At 72.6% G+C, this 17036-nt stretch carries 15 protein-coding genes; 9 read left to right on the forward strand and 6 right to left on the reverse strand.

Features of this window, described 5'->3' with window-relative positions; all coding sequences use genetic code 11:
- Positions 1-285 precede the first annotated feature (285 nt).
- Positions 286-1197: a C40 family peptidase gene (locus ACF1ED_RS25950; RefSeq protein ID WP_391764310.1), complete on the forward strand. Its 912-nt coding sequence runs from the start codon at positions 286-288 to the stop codon at positions 1195-1197.
- An 85-nt stretch (positions 1198-1282) separates the two neighbouring features.
- On the opposite strand, the gene ACF1ED_RS25955 is transcribed toward ACF1ED_RS25950, so the two are convergent.
- Both ACF1ED_RS25955 and ACF1ED_RS25960 read right to left on the reverse strand, forming a co-directional pair.
- The gene (locus ACF1ED_RS25955) at positions 1283-2569 is read right to left on the reverse strand and encodes a geranylgeranyl reductase family protein (RefSeq protein WP_391764312.1); all 1287 of its coding nucleotides are present in this window, start codon (positions 2567-2569) and stop codon (positions 1283-1285) included.
- Positions 2570-2704: 135 nt separating this feature from the next.
- Positions 2705-3400, reverse strand: coding sequence for a demethylmenaquinone methyltransferase (locus ACF1ED_RS25960; protein ID WP_391764314.1), 696 nt, complete (start codon positions 3398-3400; stop codon positions 2705-2707).
- Positions 3401-3516: 116 nt separating this feature from the next.
- Between ACF1ED_RS25960 and ACF1ED_RS25965 the strand changes: the two genes are divergently transcribed.
- The gene (locus ACF1ED_RS25965) at positions 3517-4074 is read left to right on the forward strand and encodes a SigE family RNA polymerase sigma factor (RefSeq protein WP_391764316.1); all 558 of its coding nucleotides are present in this window, start codon (positions 3517-3519) and stop codon (positions 4072-4074) included.
- Positions 4075-4082: 8 nt separating this feature from the next.
- Positions 4083-4916: a hypothetical protein gene (locus ACF1ED_RS25970; protein WP_391764318.1), complete on the forward strand. Its 834-nt coding sequence runs from the start codon at positions 4083-4085 to the stop codon at positions 4914-4916.
- A gap of 4 nt (positions 4917-4920) precedes the next feature.
- On the opposite strand, the gene ACF1ED_RS25975 is transcribed toward ACF1ED_RS25970, so the two are convergent.
- The 3 genes from ACF1ED_RS25975 to ACF1ED_RS25985 all read right to left on the reverse strand — a co-directional run bounded on the left by ACF1ED_RS25975 (position 4921) and on the right by ACF1ED_RS25985 (position 7788).
- Positions 4921-5520: a hypothetical protein gene (locus tag ACF1ED_RS25975; protein WP_391764320.1), complete on the reverse strand. Its 600-nt coding sequence runs from the start codon at positions 5518-5520 to the stop codon at positions 4921-4923.
- A 5-nt stretch (positions 5521-5525) separates the two neighbouring features.
- Complete coding sequence (gene mqnC / locus ACF1ED_RS25980; protein ID WP_391764322.1) at positions 5526-6725, reverse strand: cyclic dehypoxanthinyl futalosine synthase; 1200 nt, start codon at positions 6723-6725, stop codon at positions 5526-5528.
- A 196-nt stretch (positions 6726-6921) separates the two neighbouring features.
- Positions 6922-7788: a menaquinone biosynthetic enzyme MqnA/MqnD family protein gene (locus ACF1ED_RS25985; RefSeq protein WP_391764324.1), complete on the reverse strand. Its 867-nt coding sequence runs from the start codon at positions 7786-7788 to the stop codon at positions 6922-6924.
- A gap of 282 nt (positions 7789-8070) precedes the next feature.
- Here ACF1ED_RS25985 and ACF1ED_RS25990 point away from each other — a divergent pair, with 282 nt between their 5' ends.
- Positions 8071-8274, forward strand: coding sequence for a cold-shock protein (locus ACF1ED_RS25990; protein WP_043227793.1), 204 nt, complete (start codon positions 8071-8073; stop codon positions 8272-8274).
- Positions 8275-8392: 118 nt separating this feature from the next.
- On the opposite strand, the gene ACF1ED_RS25995 is transcribed toward ACF1ED_RS25990, so the two are convergent.
- Positions 8393-9253, reverse strand: coding sequence for a M23 family metallopeptidase (locus tag ACF1ED_RS25995; RefSeq protein ID WP_391764327.1), 861 nt, complete (start codon positions 9251-9253; stop codon positions 8393-8395).
- Positions 9254-9381: 128 nt separating this feature from the next.
- On the opposite strand from ACF1ED_RS25995, the gene ACF1ED_RS26000 reads away from it, so the two are divergent.
- The 5 genes from ACF1ED_RS26000 to ACF1ED_RS26020 all read left to right on the forward strand — a co-directional run bounded on the left by ACF1ED_RS26000 (position 9382) and on the right by ACF1ED_RS26020 (position 17009).
- The gene (locus ACF1ED_RS26000; protein WP_391764329.1) at positions 9382-9792 is read left to right on the forward strand and encodes a DUF1992 domain-containing protein; all 411 of its coding nucleotides are present in this window, start codon (positions 9382-9384) and stop codon (positions 9790-9792) included.
- On the forward strand, positions 9792-10301 hold the full coding sequence (locus tag ACF1ED_RS26005; protein ID WP_391764331.1) for a DUF664 domain-containing protein: 510 nt from the start codon (positions 9792-9794) through the stop codon (positions 10299-10301). Before ACF1ED_RS26000 ends, ACF1ED_RS26005 begins: the two co-directional genes overlap by 1 nt.
- Before the next feature lie 174 nt (positions 10302-10475).
- Positions 10476-12734, forward strand: a complete 2259-nt coding sequence (locus ACF1ED_RS26010; protein ID WP_391764333.1) for an FG-GAP repeat domain-containing protein — start codon at positions 10476-10478, stop codon at positions 12732-12734.
- A gap of 122 nt (positions 12735-12856) precedes the next feature.
- Positions 12857-14680, forward strand: coding sequence for an FG-GAP-like repeat-containing protein (locus ACF1ED_RS26015; protein WP_391764335.1), 1824 nt, complete (start codon positions 12857-12859; stop codon positions 14678-14680).
- A 94-nt stretch (positions 14681-14774) separates the two neighbouring features.
- Positions 14775-17009: an FG-GAP repeat domain-containing protein gene (locus ACF1ED_RS26020; protein WP_391764337.1), complete on the forward strand. Its 2235-nt coding sequence runs from the start codon at positions 14775-14777 to the stop codon at positions 17007-17009.
- The last annotated feature ends 27 nt before the right edge of the window (positions 17010-17036 follow it).

Below are 17036 nucleotides of genomic sequence, written 5' to 3' on the forward strand. Positions count from 1 at the left end.
GACTCCGTGTGCACGCGTTCACGAGACGGAGGTGTGACCTGCGTCACGCATCTGGGACCCGAAAAGAACGGGGCTTGGCCATCGGCGTGAAGAGGTGGTAAGCGAAGGGCAATTAGGGCATCTCATCGAAAACCCGTGATCAAGGGCGCAATGAGCCGAGTCCGTTTTGCCCGTTACGGCGTCAATAAGGGCGACAGGAAAGCGGATTGGAAGGTTCCGGTCGTAACTGTGGCGCAACCCACGTTTCTTGAAGGGAACCGTGAAGCCCTGATAGCGGTTGTACCCATGTCCCACACCGCTCACATACCCAGCCACCGGAAGCCCCGCCGCAGCGCCTCCAAGCTCGCGCTCCGCGCCGGAGTTGCCGGTGGCGTCCTCAGCACCATCGCGGTGGCCGGTGCCGCCGGCCCGGCGAGTGCCGAGCCGGTGACCGAGACCATCGAGATGCCCACGCTGGGCTCGCTCGGCACTGACCTCTCCAGCGCCGTGGCCGCCTCCGCCGAGGCGTCCCAGCAGGAGGCCCTCGACCAGAGCCTGGAGGCCCAGGAGGCCACCGCCCTGGAGAAGGCCGCCAAGGAGGCCAAGAAGGCGAAGGCCGAGGCCGACCGCAAGGCCGAGGCCGAGCGCGCCGAGAAGGCCCGCCAGGAGGCCGAGGCGAAGGCCGAGCGCGAGCGCGCCGAGGCCCAGGCCCGCGCTGAGGCCCAGGCCCGCGCCTCCCGCGACGCCGCCCGCACCCAGCTGACCGCCACGTCGGCGTCCTCCCAGTCGGACTCCGGCTCCGGTTCGTCGAACGACAGCGGCTCCTCGGCCGGCTCCTCCTCCGAGTCGACCCAGGTCTCCTCCGGCACCGCCGCCTCCATCGTGGCCTTCGCCCGCGCCCAGGTCGGCGACGCGTACGTCACCGGCGGCACCGGCCCCAACTCGTGGGACTGCTCCGGCCTCGTCCAGGCCGCCTACGCCGCCGCGGGCATCGACCTGCCGCGCATCTCGTACCAGCAGTCGAGCATGGGCACCTCGGTCTCCCTGAGCAACCTCCAGCCGGGCGACATCCTCTACTGGGGCAGCCGCAGCGGCTCGTACCACGTCGCCGTCTACGTCGGCGGCGGCAAGTACGTCGGCGCGCAGAACTCCTCGACCGGCGTCGTCGAGCGCTCGCTCGACTGGGACCCGCCGTCGGGCGCCGTCCGCATCCTCTGATCCCCGCGATCGGAGCCGTACGAAAGGGCCGTCACTCCTCGGGGGAGCGACGGCCCTTCGGCGTGCCGTGCGGAACGCGGAGGCGTCAGGCCTTCGGGGCGACCTTCGACAGGCCGTTGATGATCCGGTCCATCGCGTCCCCGCCCGTCGGGTCCGTGAGGTTCGCCAGCATCTTGAGGGTGAACTTCATCAGGACCGGGTGGGTGAGGCCGCGCTGGGTCGCGATCTTCATGACCTTCGGGTTGCCGATCAGCTTCACGAAGGCGCGGCCCAGCGTGTAGTAGCCGCCGTAGGTGTCCTTGAGGATCTTCGGGTAGTTGTGCAGGGCCAGCTCGCGCTGGGCCGGGGTGGCCCGGGCGTGGGCCTGCACGATGACGTCGGCGGCGATCTGGCCGGACTCCATCGCGTAGGCGATGCCCTCGCCGTTGAACGGGTTGACCAGGCCGCCGGCGTCACCGACGAGCAGCAGGCCCTTGGTGTAGTGCGGCTGGCGGTTGAACGCCATCGGGAGGGCGGCGCCGCGGATCGGCGTCGTCATGTTGTCCGGGGTGAAGCCCCAGTCCTCCGGCATCGAGGCGCACCACGCCTTCAGCACCTCGCGCCAGTCCAGCTCGCGGAAGGCGGAGGAGGAGTTGAGGATGCCGAGGCCGACGTTGGAGGTGCCGTCGCCCATGCCGAAGATCCAGCCGTAGCCGGGCAGCAGACGGTCCTCGGCGCCGCGCTTGTCCCACAGCTCCAGCCACGACTCCAGGTAGTCGTCGTCGTGCCGGGGGGTCGTGAAGTACGTGCGGACCGCGACGCCCATCGGCCGGTCCTCGCGCCGGTGCAGGCCCATGGCGAGGGAGAGGCGCGTCGAGTTGCCGTCGGCGGCGACGACCAGCGGGGCGTGGAAGGTGACCTCGGTCTTCTCCTCGCCCAGCTTGGCGTGGACGCCGGTGATGCGGCCGGTGCGGTCGTCGATGACGGGGGCGCCGACGTTGCAGCGCTCGTACAGCCGGGCGCCCGCCTTCTGCGCCTGCCGGGCCAGCTGCTCGTCGAAGTCGTCGCGCTTGCGGACCAGTCCGTAGTCCGGGTACGAGGCGAGGTCCGGCCAGTCGAGCTGGAGCCGGACGCCGCCGCCGATGATCCGCAGGCCCTTGTTGCGCAGCCAGCCGGCCTCTTCGGAGATGTCGATGCCCATGGAGACGAGCTGCTTGGTGGCGCGCGGGGTGAGCCCGTCGCCGCAGACCTTCTCGCGCGGGAACGCGGTCTTCTCCAGGAGCAGGACGTCCAGACCGGCCTTGGCCAGGTAGTAGGCGGTGGTGGAGCCGGCCGGGCCCGCCCCGACGACGATCACGTCTGCGCTGTGTTCGGAGAGGGGCTTCTCGGTCACGGCGAATCTCCCGAAAGGTCGGCGAAGAGGGTCGTAGCGAAGTCTAGGACGACCGGTGCGGGCCGGACCGGAGGGGCGTGCTCCCCGGCCTGGCCGGCCGACCCCGCCCCTCCCGCGGGCCGCGCCCGCGCCTCGCTACGCCGGCTTGAAGCCCCGGTGGAGGGCGACGATGCCGCCGGTGAGGTTGCGCCAGGCGACCTTGGACCAGCCGGCCTTCTGGAGGAGCGCGGCCAGTGCGGGCTGGTCGGGCCAGGACTGGATGGACTCGGCGAGGTAGACGTACGCGTCGGGGTTGGAGGAGACGGCGCGGGCCACCGGCGGCAGGGCGCGCATCAGGTACTCCTCGTACACCGTGCGGAACGGGGCCCACGTGGGGTGGGAGAACTCGCTGATGACCACGCGGCCGCCGGGCTTCGTCACGCGGTACAGCTCGCGCAGCGCCTGCTCGGTGTCCTGGATGTTGCGCAGGCCGAAGGAGATCGTCACCGCGTCGAAGACGTCGTCCTTGAAGGGGAGCTTCGTGCCGTCGCCGGCGGTGAAGGGCATCCACGGGTGCCGCTGCTTGCCGACCCGCAGCATCCCGAGGGAGAAGTCGCAGGGGACGACGTACGCGCCCGCGCGGGCGAAGGGCTGTGACGAGGTGGCGGTGCCGGCGGCGAGGTCGAGGATCCTCTGCGCGGGCCGCGCGTCGACCGCCTTGGCGACCTCCTTGCGCCAGCGCCGGTCCTGGCCGAGCGACAGCACGTCGTTGGTGAGGTCGTAGTTGGCCGCCACGCCGTCGAACATGGAGGCGACTTCGTGCGGCTGTTTGTCCAGATTGGCTCGGGTCACGCGTCCCATTCAAGCAGCCGCCCGAATCTCCTCCCGTACCGCTTCAACCTTTCGGCCCCGGGCGTGCTCAAGGAGGGTCGGAAGCGCCGTGCGGCAGCGAGGAGAGCGGGAGTGCGATGGCATTGACGACCGAGTGGGACCCGGGGGCGGTCGCGGACGGGGCGCCGGACGTGGGGTCGGCCGCCGGGTTCGAGGCGTTCGCGCGGGCCGCGCAGCAGCGGCTGTACCGGACGGCGTACCTGCTCTGCGGGGACGCGGAGCACGCGCGGGACCTGACCCAGACCACGCTGGCGAAGCTGTACCAGCACTGGCGGAAGGCGGGGGCGGCCGAGCATCCGCACGCCTACGCCAAGACCGTGCTGACCCGGACCTTCCTGGCCGAGCGCCGCAGGCGGCTGCGGGACCTGCTCCTCCTCACCCGTACCGGCGGCACCGTGCCGGAGCCCGCCGCCGACCACCCGGAGCTGCGGGTGACGCTGCTCGCCGCGCTCGCCGAACTGCCGCCGAGGGCCCGGGCCATGGTGGTGCTGCGCTACTGGGACGACCAGAGCGTGGCCTCCGTCGCCGCGCTGCTGCGGTGCAGCGAGGCCACCGTGAAGAGCCAGTGCTCGCGTTCCCTCGCCCGTCTCCGCGTACGCCTGGCCGACGCCGGGCTCTCGATCACAGGAAGCTGAGGTCCGCCGTGGACACCGATGAGACCTTTCCGCTCCGCGACGCCCTGGACCGCGCGGTCGGGGAGCTTCCGCCGCTGCCCGACCTCGTGCCGCTCGCCGTGCGCGAGGGGCGCAGGCGGCGGGCCAGGGCCCGGTTCGCCACCGTGACGGCCGCGTTCGGCGTGGTCACCGCGGGGGCCCTCGGCCTCGCTCTGCTGCCGGGGAACGGCCCGGCGCCCGCGGTGCCGGCCGCCCCGCCCTCGTCGCCGGGGGTGAGCGCGAGCCCGAGCGCGAAACCGGACGCGAGCTATCCCCCGGTGGTCGTGGAGGAGACGCCGGGCGTCACCCCGCCCGACAACCCGGACGGGCTGTCCGCCGCCGAGCGGGAGCGCCGGGCGGTCCACCAGCAGCGCGTGGCCGCGCTGCTCGACGAACTGCTGCCCGCGAAGGTCACCGGGATCCGGCCGGTCAAGGACAAGGTGCACGCGTACCGCATCACGGCGGGCGGGAAGTCCTTCTGGATGACCGTGTCGGTGCGGCGGAGCGCCGACCGCGCCCCCGACGAATGCCCGGACAGGCCGGACCCGAGGATCGTGTGCGAGACCGCCGTCTTCGACGGGGACCACGAGGCGCAGCTGCTGTCGATGTGGGCGAACGAGCCGGGCACCTCGGCCGCGTACGTGCGGTTCCCGTACGGCGGGAGCCGCGTGCGGCTCTCCGTCGAGCCCGAGGGCGTGTCGTCGCCGGTGACCCCGCGGGAGCTGTTCGCCGTCGTCGAGGACCCGCGCTTCCTCGCCCTGGTGAAGGACGCGGACGCGCGGCCGGTGGAGGAGGAGCTGCTGCCGCCCGTCGTGGGCGGCTGACCCTTCAGCGGGCCCGGTGGACCAGACGGCCGTCGATGACCGTGGCGACGCAGGTCGACGCGCCCCGGCGGACGAGCTCCGCCGGGGCGGGGACGTCGAAGACGGCGAAGCGGGCGGGGGCGCCGGGGGTGAGGCGCGGGAGGAGGATCAGGGGGGTCGGGGAGAGGGACGGGGGGCCGGGGAGCCGGGGCGGGCGCTGTCCGGTCGCGAGACCGGCGCGGCGGACCGCGTCGGCGGCGGCGCGGGTGCGGAGCTCTCCGGCGACGGCGACCGTGCCGTGGGCGAGCATCCGCTGGACGCCCCGGCGGGCGCTGGCGCCGAGCCGGGCGGGGCCGGAGCGGAGGATCTCCGCCGCCCGCTCCCCGGTGACCGGCGCGGTGCCGTACGCGTCGGCCTCGCGCGGGTCCGGGTGGTAGGTCAGCTCCAGGAGCTCGGGGGCGTACGGGTTGAGCAGGCCGGGCAGCAGGATGCCGGGCCAGCGGCGGAGGCGGGCGTCCTGGTGCGCCTCCGCCAGTTCCTCGTACGGGCCGACGGCGGCGATCCGCGCGCCGTCGACGAGGACGGCGGTCTCGGGGGACGCCTCGGCGGCGTGGAGGGTGAGCACCGGTCTCAGTTGGCGTCGAGGAGCTTCAGCTCGGGGTGGGCCGTGCCGCCCTCGATGGCCACGGAGGAGATGTGGGAGGCGACGCGGTCGTCGACCGGGTCGTTCGCCGGGTCGTCGTGGACGGCCAGGTGCTCGTAGGTGGTGGAGCGCTGGGCGGGGACGCGGCCGGCCTTGCGGATGAGGTCGATGATCTCCAGGCGGTTGGAGCGGTGCCTGGCGCCGGCGGAGGAGACGACGTTCTCCTCCAGCATGATCGAGCCGAGGTCGTCGGCGCCGTAGTGGAGGGAGAGCTGGCCGACCTCCTTGCCGGTGGTCAGCCAGGAGCCCTGGATGTGGGCGACGTTGTCGAGGAAGATCCGGGCGATCGCGATCATCCGCAGGTACTCGAAGAGGGTGGCCTGCGTACGGCCCTTGAGGTGGTTGTTCTCGGGCTGGTACGTGTACGGGATGAAAGCCCGGAAGCCGCCGGTCCGGTCCTGTACGTCGCGGATCATCCGCAGGTGCTCGATCCGCTCGGCGTTGGTCTCGCCGGTGCCCATGAGCATGGTGGAGGTCGACTCGACGCCGAGGCCGTGGGCGATCTCCATGATCTCCAGCCAGCGCTCGCCGGACTCCTTGAGGGGCGCGATGGCCTTGCGGGGGCGCTCCGGGAGCAGCTCGGCGCCGGCGCCGGCGAAGGAGTCGAGTCCTGCGGCGTGGATGCGGGTGATGGCCTCCTCGACGGAGACGCCGGAGATCCGCGCCATGTGCTCGACCTCGGAGGCGCCGAGGGAGTGGATGACGAGCTGCGGGAAGTCCTTCTTGATGGCGGCGAAGTGCTTCTCGTAGTACTCGACGCCGTAGTCCGGGTGGTGGCCGCCCTGGAACATGATCTGGGTGCCGCCGAGCTCGACCGTCTCCGCGCAGCGGCGCAGGATGTCGTCGAGGTCGCGGGTCCAGCCCTTCTTCGTGTCCTTGGGGGCGGCGTAGAAGGCGCAGAACTTGCACGCCGTCACGCAGACGTTGGTGTAGTTGATGTTCCGCTCGATGATGTACGTCGCGATGTGCTCGGTACCGGCGTAGCGGCGGCGGCGCACGGCGTCGGCGGCGGCGCCGAGGGCGTGCAGGGGCGCCGAGCGGTACAGGTCGAGCGCCTCCTCGGGGGTGATCCGGCCACCCGCGGCGGCACGGTCGAGAGCGGACTGGAGGTCGGCCTTCTCGGTCACCGTTTCGTCCCTTTCGGAGGGTTGCTGACAGACCGAACCAGCGTACGCCAGGGGCGGTGCGGGACCGGGCCGGGGTCCGCGTCGGCGTGAATTTCCGATGAACGTCCCCTTGCGCGATTCCCGTGGGGGGAATGGGGGTGCGCGACGCGGGTCCGGGCGGGAAATGCGGCGTGAATTGCCCGGAACGGCGGCGGGCCTATTCCGGCGGCAGCAGATCGACGGCGACGTCCGCCGGGAATCCGGTCGTCGGTCCGGTGCGGCGGGCGAACTCGCGCACTCCGGCGAGTTGCCCGGGGCCGAAGCGGAAGTCGAGCGTGCGGAAGTACCGCTCCAGCAGCTCGGCGTCGAATGCCTCCCAGCGGGCGGCCTGTTCCGCGACCTTGGTGACCTCTTCGAGGGAGAGGTCACGGGAGGCGAGGAAGGCCCGGTGGACGTCGCGGACGGTCTCCGGCTCGCGCGCCAGGTAGTCCTTGCGGGCCGCCCAGACGGCGAAGACGAAGGGGAGTCCCGTCCACTCCTTCCACATCAGGCCGAGGTCGTGGACCTGGAGCCCGAGCCGGGGCGCGTCGTGCAGCGAGGCGCGCAGGGCGGCGTCGCCGATGAGGACCGCCGCCTCGGCCTCCTGCATCATCAGGCCCAGGTCGGGCGGGCAGGTGTAGTAGGCGGGCGCGACGCCGTACCGCTCCGCGAGCAGCAGCTGGGCGAGGCGGACCGAGGTCCGGGAGGTGGAGCCGAGGGCGACGCGGGCGCCGTCCAGCTCCTCCAGGGGCCGCTGGGAGACGATCACGCAGGACATGACGGGGCCGTCGCAGCCGACCGCGATGTCGGGCAGGGCGACGAGCTCGTCGGCGTGGCGGAGGTACTCGACGAGGGTGATGGGGCCGATGTCGAGGTCGCCGCGGACGAGCCGCTCGCTCAGCTTCTCGGGGGTGTCCTTGGTCAGCTCCAGATCGAGGAGCGTCCCGGTCCTGGCGAGGCCCCAGTAGAGGGGCAGGCAGTTCAGGAACTGGATGTGCCCCACCCGGGGCCGGCTGCGCTGGTGCTCGTCGTTCGCATTGTCCACAACGCGAGGCTAGACCCGTCTCGCGTGGTGGACATCGCCGGGGGACATCCGGGGCAGATCGGCGCGGCGCGTCAGCATCCGGAGGGCCGGTCAAACATGAGAGTGACGTGATCTTTCCCTCTATCGCCACGAGCACGCTGCGTGCTACGCTCGACGCAAGTTGCAGTTTGGTTTCCCTTGCAGTACAGAGCCTGCGGAGCATGTGACCCGCAGGCTTTTGTAGTTTTCAGACTTGTTTGCAGGTTCTGGAGCAGGGCGACCCTTTGGCCCATAGGAGGGCTCATGGCTACCGGAACCGTCAAGTGGTTCAACGCTGAAAAGGGCTTTGGCTTCATCGCCCAGGAAGGCGGCGGCCCGGATGTCTTCGTCCACTACTCCGCGATCAACGCGAACGGCTTCCGTTCGCTTGAGGAGAACCAGCAGGTGAGCTTCGACGTCACGCAGGGCCCGAAGGGTCCGCAGGCGGAGAACGTCACCACGATCTGAACGCCGTAGTGGCGATCTTGATCTCCTAGAGCAGTACCCAAGGAGCCCCGCTCCGTGCCGCAGGTGCGGCACGAGCGGGGCTCCTGCCCGTTCCGGGGCCGGGGTGCCGGCGGGGGGCTCAGCAGTTCGGGATCACGGTCCCGTTGTTGTCGCGGGCCTCGTCGTTGCCCCAGCGGGAGAGGTAGTACGCCGAGACGTAGGCGCCGTAGCCGTTCTTGCCGGCGTAGACGGTGTCCAGGTCGGTGCGGAGCCACCAGTGGTTGTAGTTGCCGGAGGCGTCGCGGACCTCCTGGCCCCAGACCTTGCAGTAGACGTAGTTCGTGCCGGCGTTCAGCACGCCCTGGGCGTCGTTCGTGTTGGCGCCCGCGTAGCCGGTGGCGTTGGCGAAGGTGTCCACCCAGTACTTCCCGCCGCCCCCGCCCGAGCAGCCGTTGTCGCTGGTCAGGTGCTTGGAGCCGTAGGAGCCCGGGTAGGGCGCGAGGGAGGCGCCGTTGATCACGATGGACTGGCCGACGCCGTTGTAGAGCTGCTCGTAGTGGATGTGGGCGCCGGAGCTGTTGCCGGTGGAGCCGGTGGTGCCGATCTGCTGGCCCTGGGAGACGGCGGCGCCGTTCGCCACCGAGTAGGCGTTCAGGTGGAAGTAGTACGTCTTCCAGCCGCCGCCGTGGTCGACCACGACGTAGTTCCCGGCGCCGGACGGCTGGGAGTAGCGGTAGGCGGTGCCGGAGGCCGAGGCCAGGGCGGGGGCGCCGGCGGTGGCGCCGCCGTCGGAGCGGACGAAGTCGAGGGCCTGGCGGACCTCGGCGGAGTGGTGGCTGTAGGTCCACTTCTGGCCGCAGGGGAACGGCGCCTTGAAGAGCGGCGCCGCGTGGGCGGTGCCCGCCGTGCCCAGGACCGTGAGCAGTCCGGCGAGGAGGGCGAGCAGGGCGCCGAGGGCGGGGATCCGGGCGGTGGTCTTCGTCGTACGCAGGTGACGCATGCGTCCTCCGGGACGTGAGGGGGCAGGGGTTTACGCGCGTTGACCGACCACAGGGTGCCGGAAGTCCGGCCGGCGCAGTAGACGGCCTTTCCCACATGCCGGCGGGCCCCGGTACGTACGCTGGACACATGACCGAACGGAAACCGCCCGGCGTCAGCTTCGAGTCCTTCGTCGACAAGCAGATCCGGGAGGCGGCCGAGCGCGGCGACTTCAGCAGACTCGCCGGTTTCGGCAAGCCCCTCCCCGACGAGGCGGCCCCCTACGACGAGCTGTGGTGGGTCAAGCAGAAGATGCACCGCGAGGGCATGTCGGTGCTGCCGCCCGCCCTCCAGTTGCGCAAGGAGGCCGAGGACGCGGCGGAGGCGGTCGCGGCGGCCGTCTCGGAGAGCCGGGTCCGCCGGATCCTCGGCGAGATCAACACCAAGATCGCGGAAGCCCTGCGCCGCCCGCCGGCCGGTCCCCCGCTGAACCTGACGCCCTTCGACGTCGAGGCGGAGCTGGCCCGGTGGCGGGAGGCGCGCGACCCCGAGGGGGCGTGATGAACAGCGCCGGTCTGCTGCTCGACTCCTTCGGCCGGATCCGGGAGGCCGTCCACCAGGCGGTGACCGGCCTCGGCGAGGAGGAACTGGCCGCCAGGATCGACCCCGACGCCAACTCGATCGCCTGGCTCGTCTGGCACCTCACCCGCATCCAGGACGACCACCTCGCGGGCGCCTTCGGCACGGAGCAGCTGTGGCGGGCAGACGGCTGGCACGGCCGCTTCGGGCTGCCGTTCCCGCCCGCCGCGACCGGCTACGGACACACGTCCGCGCAGGTCGGAGCCGTACGGGCGCCGGAGGAGCTGCTGCTCGGCTACCACGACGCGGTCCACGACCGGACGGCCTCCCTGCTGGCCCCGGTCACGAACGCGGACCTGGACCGGGTCGTCGACACCGCCTGGGACCCGCCGGTGACCCTCGGCGTCCGGCTGGTCTCGGTCATCGCGGAGGACCTCCAGCACGCGGGGCAGGCGGGGTACGTGCGGGGGGTGGTGGAGCGGCGGGGCTGACGGAAGCACCCCGGCGGGGTTGACGGAAGCACCCGGCGGGGCTGACGGAAGCACCCGGCGGGGCTGACGGAGACCCCTCGGCGGTTCGTACAACCTTTGGTCCCGGCCGGGGGTCCAACCGGGCGGCGCGCACTGGTGTGCGGGCCGCCCGGTGCCTTTTCTGGAGGGACTTCCTTGACTTCCGTACGCCCGCCCGTCCCCGTACGCCCGCCGCGCCGTCTGGGTGCCGCCGTCGCCACCGTCCTCGCCGTGACCCTGGGCGCGGGCGCCCTCACCGCGCCGGCGGCCCTGGCCGAACCCGCCGCCGCCACGGCGTCCGAGGCCACGACGGCCGCCCTCCCCCCGATCGAACCGGGCTCCACCCTCGTGGCGGCCGGCGCGCGCGGCTTCTTCACCGAGATCGACGGGGGCGACGTCAGCCGCTACCGCTGGACCCGGTACGCGGACGGCGCCACCCACGACATCGAGTGGCCCAGCGGCTACTCCAGGACGGCGGAGGCGTTCGTCTCCGGCGACCTGGCCGCCGTCGCCGTGCCCGGCGAGAAGAAGCTCGACGTCTACGACGGGGCGAAGGGCGGCACGTACACCGTGCCGCTGGAGGACACCGTCGACCGGAGCGTCGTCGGGCTCGTGGCGGGCGGCGCCCTCACTCAGCTGCGCACCGAGCGGAACGGCATCAGCCTCAAGCTGAACACCCCCGAGCACGGCACCCGCCTCGTCACGCACATGCCCTCCGAGCGGCTGTTCCCGGTCATGAGGGCCGCCACGAGCACCCACGCCCTCGTGGAGATCTACAGGTCGGGTTCCCCTTCCGGGTACAACTGGCTGGTCGTCGACCTCAGGACCGCCGACGTCGTCGCGGACGTGCCGGTCCCGGCCCGGGCGGACAAGTCCTCCGTCACGCTCTCCGGCTCCCGCATCGCCTGGGTCGAGTACGAGGCGGGCACCGACGCCGCCTCGGCCGTCGTCCGCGACGTCACCACCGGCGCCTCCTCCGCCACCCCCCTCGGCGACGGCACCGGCCGGCGGATCACCCTGGGGCTGCTCGGCGACTGGCTGACCTCCACCCGCCCCGGCGGCATGGAGGCGACCGCCCCGTCGCCGCTCCACGCGCTGACCGCCCGGAACGTGAAGACCGGCGAGACCCTCCGCCTCCTCGACCACACGGCCGGCACGGTCCTCGTCCCCGAGGGCGGCCACCTCGTGCGCGGCGGCAGCGTCGCCGCCGGCGAGAACGGCGAGGGGAACTACCGCATCGCCCTCGACGGTTCCGGGAAGCCGGCCGCCACCCTGGTCGCCACCACCGGGGAGGGCACCGCGCTCGCAGTGAAGGGCTTCACCGGGCACGCCCGGTACGGCGGCTACGCGGGGCTCGTGCGGGTGGAGGAGACCTACGGCCCCATGCCGTTCACGTGGAAGCTGAACCACGGGAACGCGCGGGTCGAGGTCACCGTCAAGAACCGCCGGACGGGCAGGAGCTACCAGAAGTCCTGGGTCACGAAGGACGGGGACGTCAAGCTCGACTGGGACCGCGTCCACCAGCTGGACGGCGGACAGTACATCGAGGCGTTCGACGGCACCTACTCCCTCCACCTGACCGCCACCCCGCTCGGCGGCGTCGGCCCCGTGCTCCGGTGGTCGCAGGCCGAGAGCTTCGCCATCGACCGGCACGACAACTTCCACGACGTCGACGCCAACAGCTCCCCGGACTTCTTCGCCCGCGACGCCTCCGGCACCCTCTGGACCGACAGCACGGTCATGCCGGCGGGCCAGGACCTCGACGCGCCGCGCACCAGGGTCGGCGGCGGCTGGCAGGCCTTCGACAAGATCGAGCACCTGCAGGGCTGGAAGGTCGTCGCCCGCGACAGGGACGGCGTCCTCTGGCACTACCAGAGCGCCTCGTACGGCACCCGCGTCAAGGTCGGCGGCGGCTGGCAGCAGTACGTCCACCTCGCCGGCGGCAGCGACGTCATCGGCAACGCCTCCCCCGACCTGCTGGCCGTGGACGGGTCCGGTGTCCTCTGGCTCTACGAGACGAACGAGTACTACCACCCGCCCCAGCCCTTCAGGCCGCGCAAGCGCGTCGGCGGCGGCTGGCAGGTCTACAACCAGATCACCGCCGTCGGGAACGTCGCCGGAGGCCCCGCCGGAGACCTCGTCGCCCGCGACAAGGACGGCGTCCTCTGGCTCTACCTCGGCAAGGGCGACGGCACCTTCACCGCCCGGACGCGGATCGGCGGCGGCTGGCAGACGTACACCCAGATCATGGGCGGCGGCGACGCCGACCACGACGGGAAGAACGACCTCTTCGCGTACAGCGCCCGCGACGAGAAGACCTACTTCTACGGCGGCACCGGCGACCGCGCCAAGCCCTTCGAGCCGCGCCGGACGAGCACGGTCTTCTCCGGCGGCTCGTACAACCACCTCACCTGACCGGCGGTCCCCGGGGAGGTGCGCACCGCGTGCGCACCTCCCCGGCGCGGGCCATCCGTACAACCGTTCCGCCCGACCGGGCACGGCGCGTCCGTGCCCGGTCCTCTCCCTGGGGGTCTCCCTTGCGGTACCGCACCGCCACCACCCGCACCGCCACCACCCGGCTCGCCACCGCCGTCGCCGCCGTCCTGGCGCTGACCACCGGCGCGGGCGTGCTCGCCGCGCCCGCCGCGCTCGCCGCGCCCGCCGCGCCGTCGGCGACCGCGTCGGCCGGTTCGACGGCCCTGGGGCCGGTCCGCTCGCTGCCGGCCGGGGCGTCGCTGAGGAGCGCCGGGGCATATGGCTACATCGTCACGATCCCCACGGACAACGACTCCCAGCACCTCCGCTGGATCCCGTACGCGGGCGGGGAAGCCCGCGACGACCACCGCTCCTTCGAGTGGAGGACCTGGCAGTCCGGCGACGTGGTGACCGCGTCGCTGGAGGGGTACGACGGCTCGTTCCGGAACATGGCGACCGGGGAGTCCTTCGGCATGGAGGCCGTGCCGGGCTGGATGGACGCCGAGTACGCGGGCACCGCCGGGTCGGCCCTCGGTGTCCGCGCCTTCCACAAGGTGTACCTGGACACGAAGGACGCGGCGCCCCGCGAGATCACGGGGCTGCCCGCGGGGGCCACGTACGGGGATCTGCGTCCGGCCACCGACACGGTCGGGCTGCTCGACCACAAGACCGCCGCCGGCGAGCGGCTCGTGGGGCTCGTGGACCTGGCCACCGCCAAGGTCACCGAGTCGTACGCGCACGTGGAGGCCGTCTCGGCGACCCGGGTGGCGTGGACCGAGGCGGCCGCCGGCACCACCCCGCGCCGGGTGGTGGTGCGCGACCGGGCCTCCGGCGCGGAGACCGTCGTCCCGATGCCCTCCGCGGACGCCCACCTCCCGATCGCCCTGCTCGGCGACTGGCTGCTGTACGGGCCGTCGGCCCGGCATCTGGTGACCGGCGAGACGGTCACCCTCTTCGACCGCGTCGACACCCTGACCCCCGCCCCCGACAGGAGGGCCGCGGTCGTCCAGGGCAGCACGGCCGGGAACGGCGAGGGCATGCACCACGTCGCGCTCGGTACGGACGGCAAGCCCGTCGCCCGGCTCCTGGCCCGGAAGGGCACCGCCTCCTCCTTCGTCCACGACATCGACGCCGACGGCTTCCCCGACCTGCTCGGCCGGGACTCCGCGGGCGCGCTGTGGCGGGACAGTGCCGGGGACAACCGGACTCGGGTGTCGATCGGCACCGGCTGGAAGGGGTACGACAAGATCGAGGTCGTCGGCGATGTCGGGCTGTCCTCCCCCCTCCACGCCTACCCCGCCGATGTCGTCACGCGCGACGCCTCCGGCGTCCTCTGGCTGCACCAGGGCAACGGCAACGGCTTCGGGCCCCGGGTGAAGATCGGCGGCGGCTGGCAGACCTACGACAAGATCGCCGGCGGCAGCGACCTCACCGGCGACGGCGTCGCCGACCTCGTCGCCATCGACACCACGGGCGGCCTCTACCTCTACCAGGGCACCGGCATCCCCGCCCGCCCCTACGAGCCCCGCAAGAAGATCGGCACCGGCTGGGGCGTCTACAACCAGCTCACCGCGGTCGGCGACATCGCGGGCGCCTCCGGCGGCGACCTCGTCGCCCGCGACAAGGACGGCGTCCTCTGGCTCTACCTCGGCAAGGGCGACGGCACCTACACGGCCCGGACGAGGATCGGCGGCGGCTGGCAGGTCTACGGCCAGATCACCGGCGCGGGGGACGTGGACCGCGACGGCAGGGCCGACCTCCTCGCCCACGACCCCGCGACCGACCGGACGTACCTGTACAGCGGCACCGGCGACCGGCTGGCGCCCTTCCGGGTCCGGGCCCTCACGGACCTCCACGCGGGGGCCGCGTACGACCACATCGTCTGACCGGCGCGTACAACCAGCGGGCGCTTTCACGAGTCTGACCGGGCACGGCACGCGCGTACGTGCCGTGCCCGGTTTCCTCTCGTAGGAGTTTCACTTGCAGCACCGCACCGCCGGCTCCGCCCGCCTCGCCACCGCCGTCGCGGCCGTCCTCGCCGTGACGTCGCTCGGCGCGGGTGTCCTGGCCACCGCGCCGAGCGCCTTCGCGGCCGCGCCGGCCGCCGTCGCTCCGGCCGCCGTCGCCGCTGCCGTCGCCGCCGAGCAGTCGGAACCCCTGCCCGTCCTGCCGGCGGGCGCGGACCTCGGGGGCGTTTCGCCCGCCGGTTTCCTCACGTACTCCTTCGACGCCCACGGCAACAGGAAGCTGCTGTGGACGCCGTTCGACGGAGGCGCCCCGACGTCGCTGGGCGAGCCCGAGGGATGGAGCCTCGGCGGCGGTGACGTGGTCGTCCTCGGCAACGCGGGCTGGACCGCCGAGATGACCGCGCTCACCCTGCGGAACATGGCCGACCCGGCCGCGCCCGCCGTCGACATCGACCTCGCCCCGCTGAACGGCACCTACGTCGCCGTCGTCGGCCCGGACAGCGTGCTCGCGCGGCTCACGACCGCCGAGGGCGCGACGGAGCTCCACGTCGTGACCAAGCGGGGCACCGAGACGACCCACCGGAAGATCGAAGGCCTGCCGGCCGACGCCACCGAGTTCCTCGCCTCCGACGTCCAGGACGGCACCGCGCTCGTCGGGTACGCGACGGGGCCGGAGGGCGCGCGGACCGGCGGCCGGGCCGTCGTCGACGTGGCGGCCGGGACGGTGTCGGAGACGTACGGGTCCGCCGAGTCCGGCCACGACTTCAGCTCGCTCCAGTTCTCCGCCTCGCACGTGGCCTGGCTCGACTACGACAGCGCCTCCGGCCTGTACATCACCTCGGTCGACCGGGTGACGAAGGAGCGGAGGAAGACCGTCCTCGGCGCCCGCGACAGCGAGTCCTACGCCGGGCTCGTCGGCTCCTGGCTGGTGCACGGCGACCCCACGAAGCCCGTGACGGCGGTCGACCTGACCACCGGCGAGACCCGTGAGCTCGCCCCCGAGGGGTCGGCGGCGGCGTCCCTCGGCGACGGCACCCTGATCCTGCGGGGCGGGACGGCGGCCGACGGCAAGGGCCTGTTCAGGGTCGCGCCGGCGGCCGACGGCACCTTCACCCTCACCAAGGTGGCGGGCCCGGCGGCACCGCTCTCCTTCGTCCTGCCCGCGGTCCCGAACGGCGTGGTGCAGCTGGACAGGACCGGCGGCCGGGTCGAGATGGCCTGGACCCTGTCCCGGCGCGACGCGTACATCGACGTCGAGCTCGTCCACCGGGGCACGGGCAGGACGTACGGCGAGCGCCTGCGGGCCCCCGCCACCGGCACCACCTTCCCCCTCAGCTGGAACGCCGTGGCCGGGAACGCGGACGCGCCGAACGGCGACTACGACCTGGAGGCCAAGGCCGTCCTGCTCGACGGCAGCGAGGCCCCGGTCACCTTCCAGAGCGTCGTGTCCATCTCCCGCGACGCCAACCCGCACGACTTCACCGCCAACGGCTCCACCGACGTCCTCGCCCGCGATGCCGACGGCGTCCTGTGGCGCGACGACCTGTGGGACCGCCCGGTGGACGGCGTGACGAAGCCGTCCGAGCGCGTCCGGATCGGCGGCGGGTGGAACACGTACAAGCACATCGAGGCCGTCGGGAGCCTCGGCGGTCTCCCCCACGGCGACCTGGTCGCCGTGGACGGCGCCGGCGTGCTCTGGACCTACCTCGGCACGGGCGACGGCACCTTCGGCCGGCGCGCCCAGGTCGGCGGCGGCTGGCAGATCTACAACAAGATCACCGGCGGGTCCGACCTGAACCGCGACGGCCGCGCCGACCTCGTCGCCACCGACACCTCCGGCGTCCTGTGGTTCTACGCGGGCACCGACGAGACGGCGAAGCCCTACAAGCCGCGCGTGAAGGTCGGCGGCGGCTGGCAGGTCTACAACCAGATCACCGCCGTCGGGAACATCGCGGGCGGGGACGGCGGCGACCTCGTCGCCCGCGACGCCTCCGGAGTCCTCTGGCTCTACCTCGGCAAGGAGGACGGCACCTTCACCGCCCGCCGTCAGATCGGCGGCGGCTGGCAGAAGTTCAGCCAGCTCGTCGGCGCGGGCGACGTCGACAACGACGGGCGCCCGGACCTGATCGCCTACGGGTCGGGCGGCACGTACGTGTACCGCTCCACCGGGACGGTCACGTCCCCCTTCACCCGGCAGGCGACCTCGCTGTACGCGGGCGAGGGCACCAAGTTCACCAGCGTCTCCTGACGCCGGGACGGACCGTGTACAACCACT

The sequence above is a fragment of the Streptomyces sp. NPDC014656 genome (assembly GCF_043084305.1).
GTDB lineage: Bacteria > Actinomycetota > Actinomycetes > Streptomycetales > Streptomycetaceae > Streptomyces.

Coding starts and splice junctions, on each gene's coding strand:
- ACF1ED_RS25965 (WP_391764316.1), top strand. CDS start 3,517: ATGGCATTGACGACCGAGTGGGACCCGGGGGCGGTCGCGGACGGGGCG.
- ACF1ED_RS25990 (WP_043227793.1), top strand. CDS start 8,071: ATGGCTACCGGAACCGTCAAGTGGTTCAACGCTGAAAAGGGCTTTGGC.
- ACF1ED_RS26000 (WP_391764329.1), top strand. CDS start 9,382: ATGACCGAACGGAAACCGCCCGGCGTCAGCTTCGAGTCCTTCGTCGAC.
- ACF1ED_RS26005 (WP_391764331.1), top strand. CDS start 9,792: ATGAACAGCGCCGGTCTGCTGCTCGACTCCTTCGGCCGGATCCGGGAG.
- ACF1ED_RS25950 (WP_391764310.1), top strand. CDS start 286: ATGTCCCACACCGCTCACATACCCAGCCACCGGAAGCCCCGCCGCAGC.
- ACF1ED_RS25995 (WP_391764327.1), bottom strand. CDS start 9,253: ATGCGTCACCTGCGTACGACGAAGACCACCGCCCGGATCCCCGCCCTC.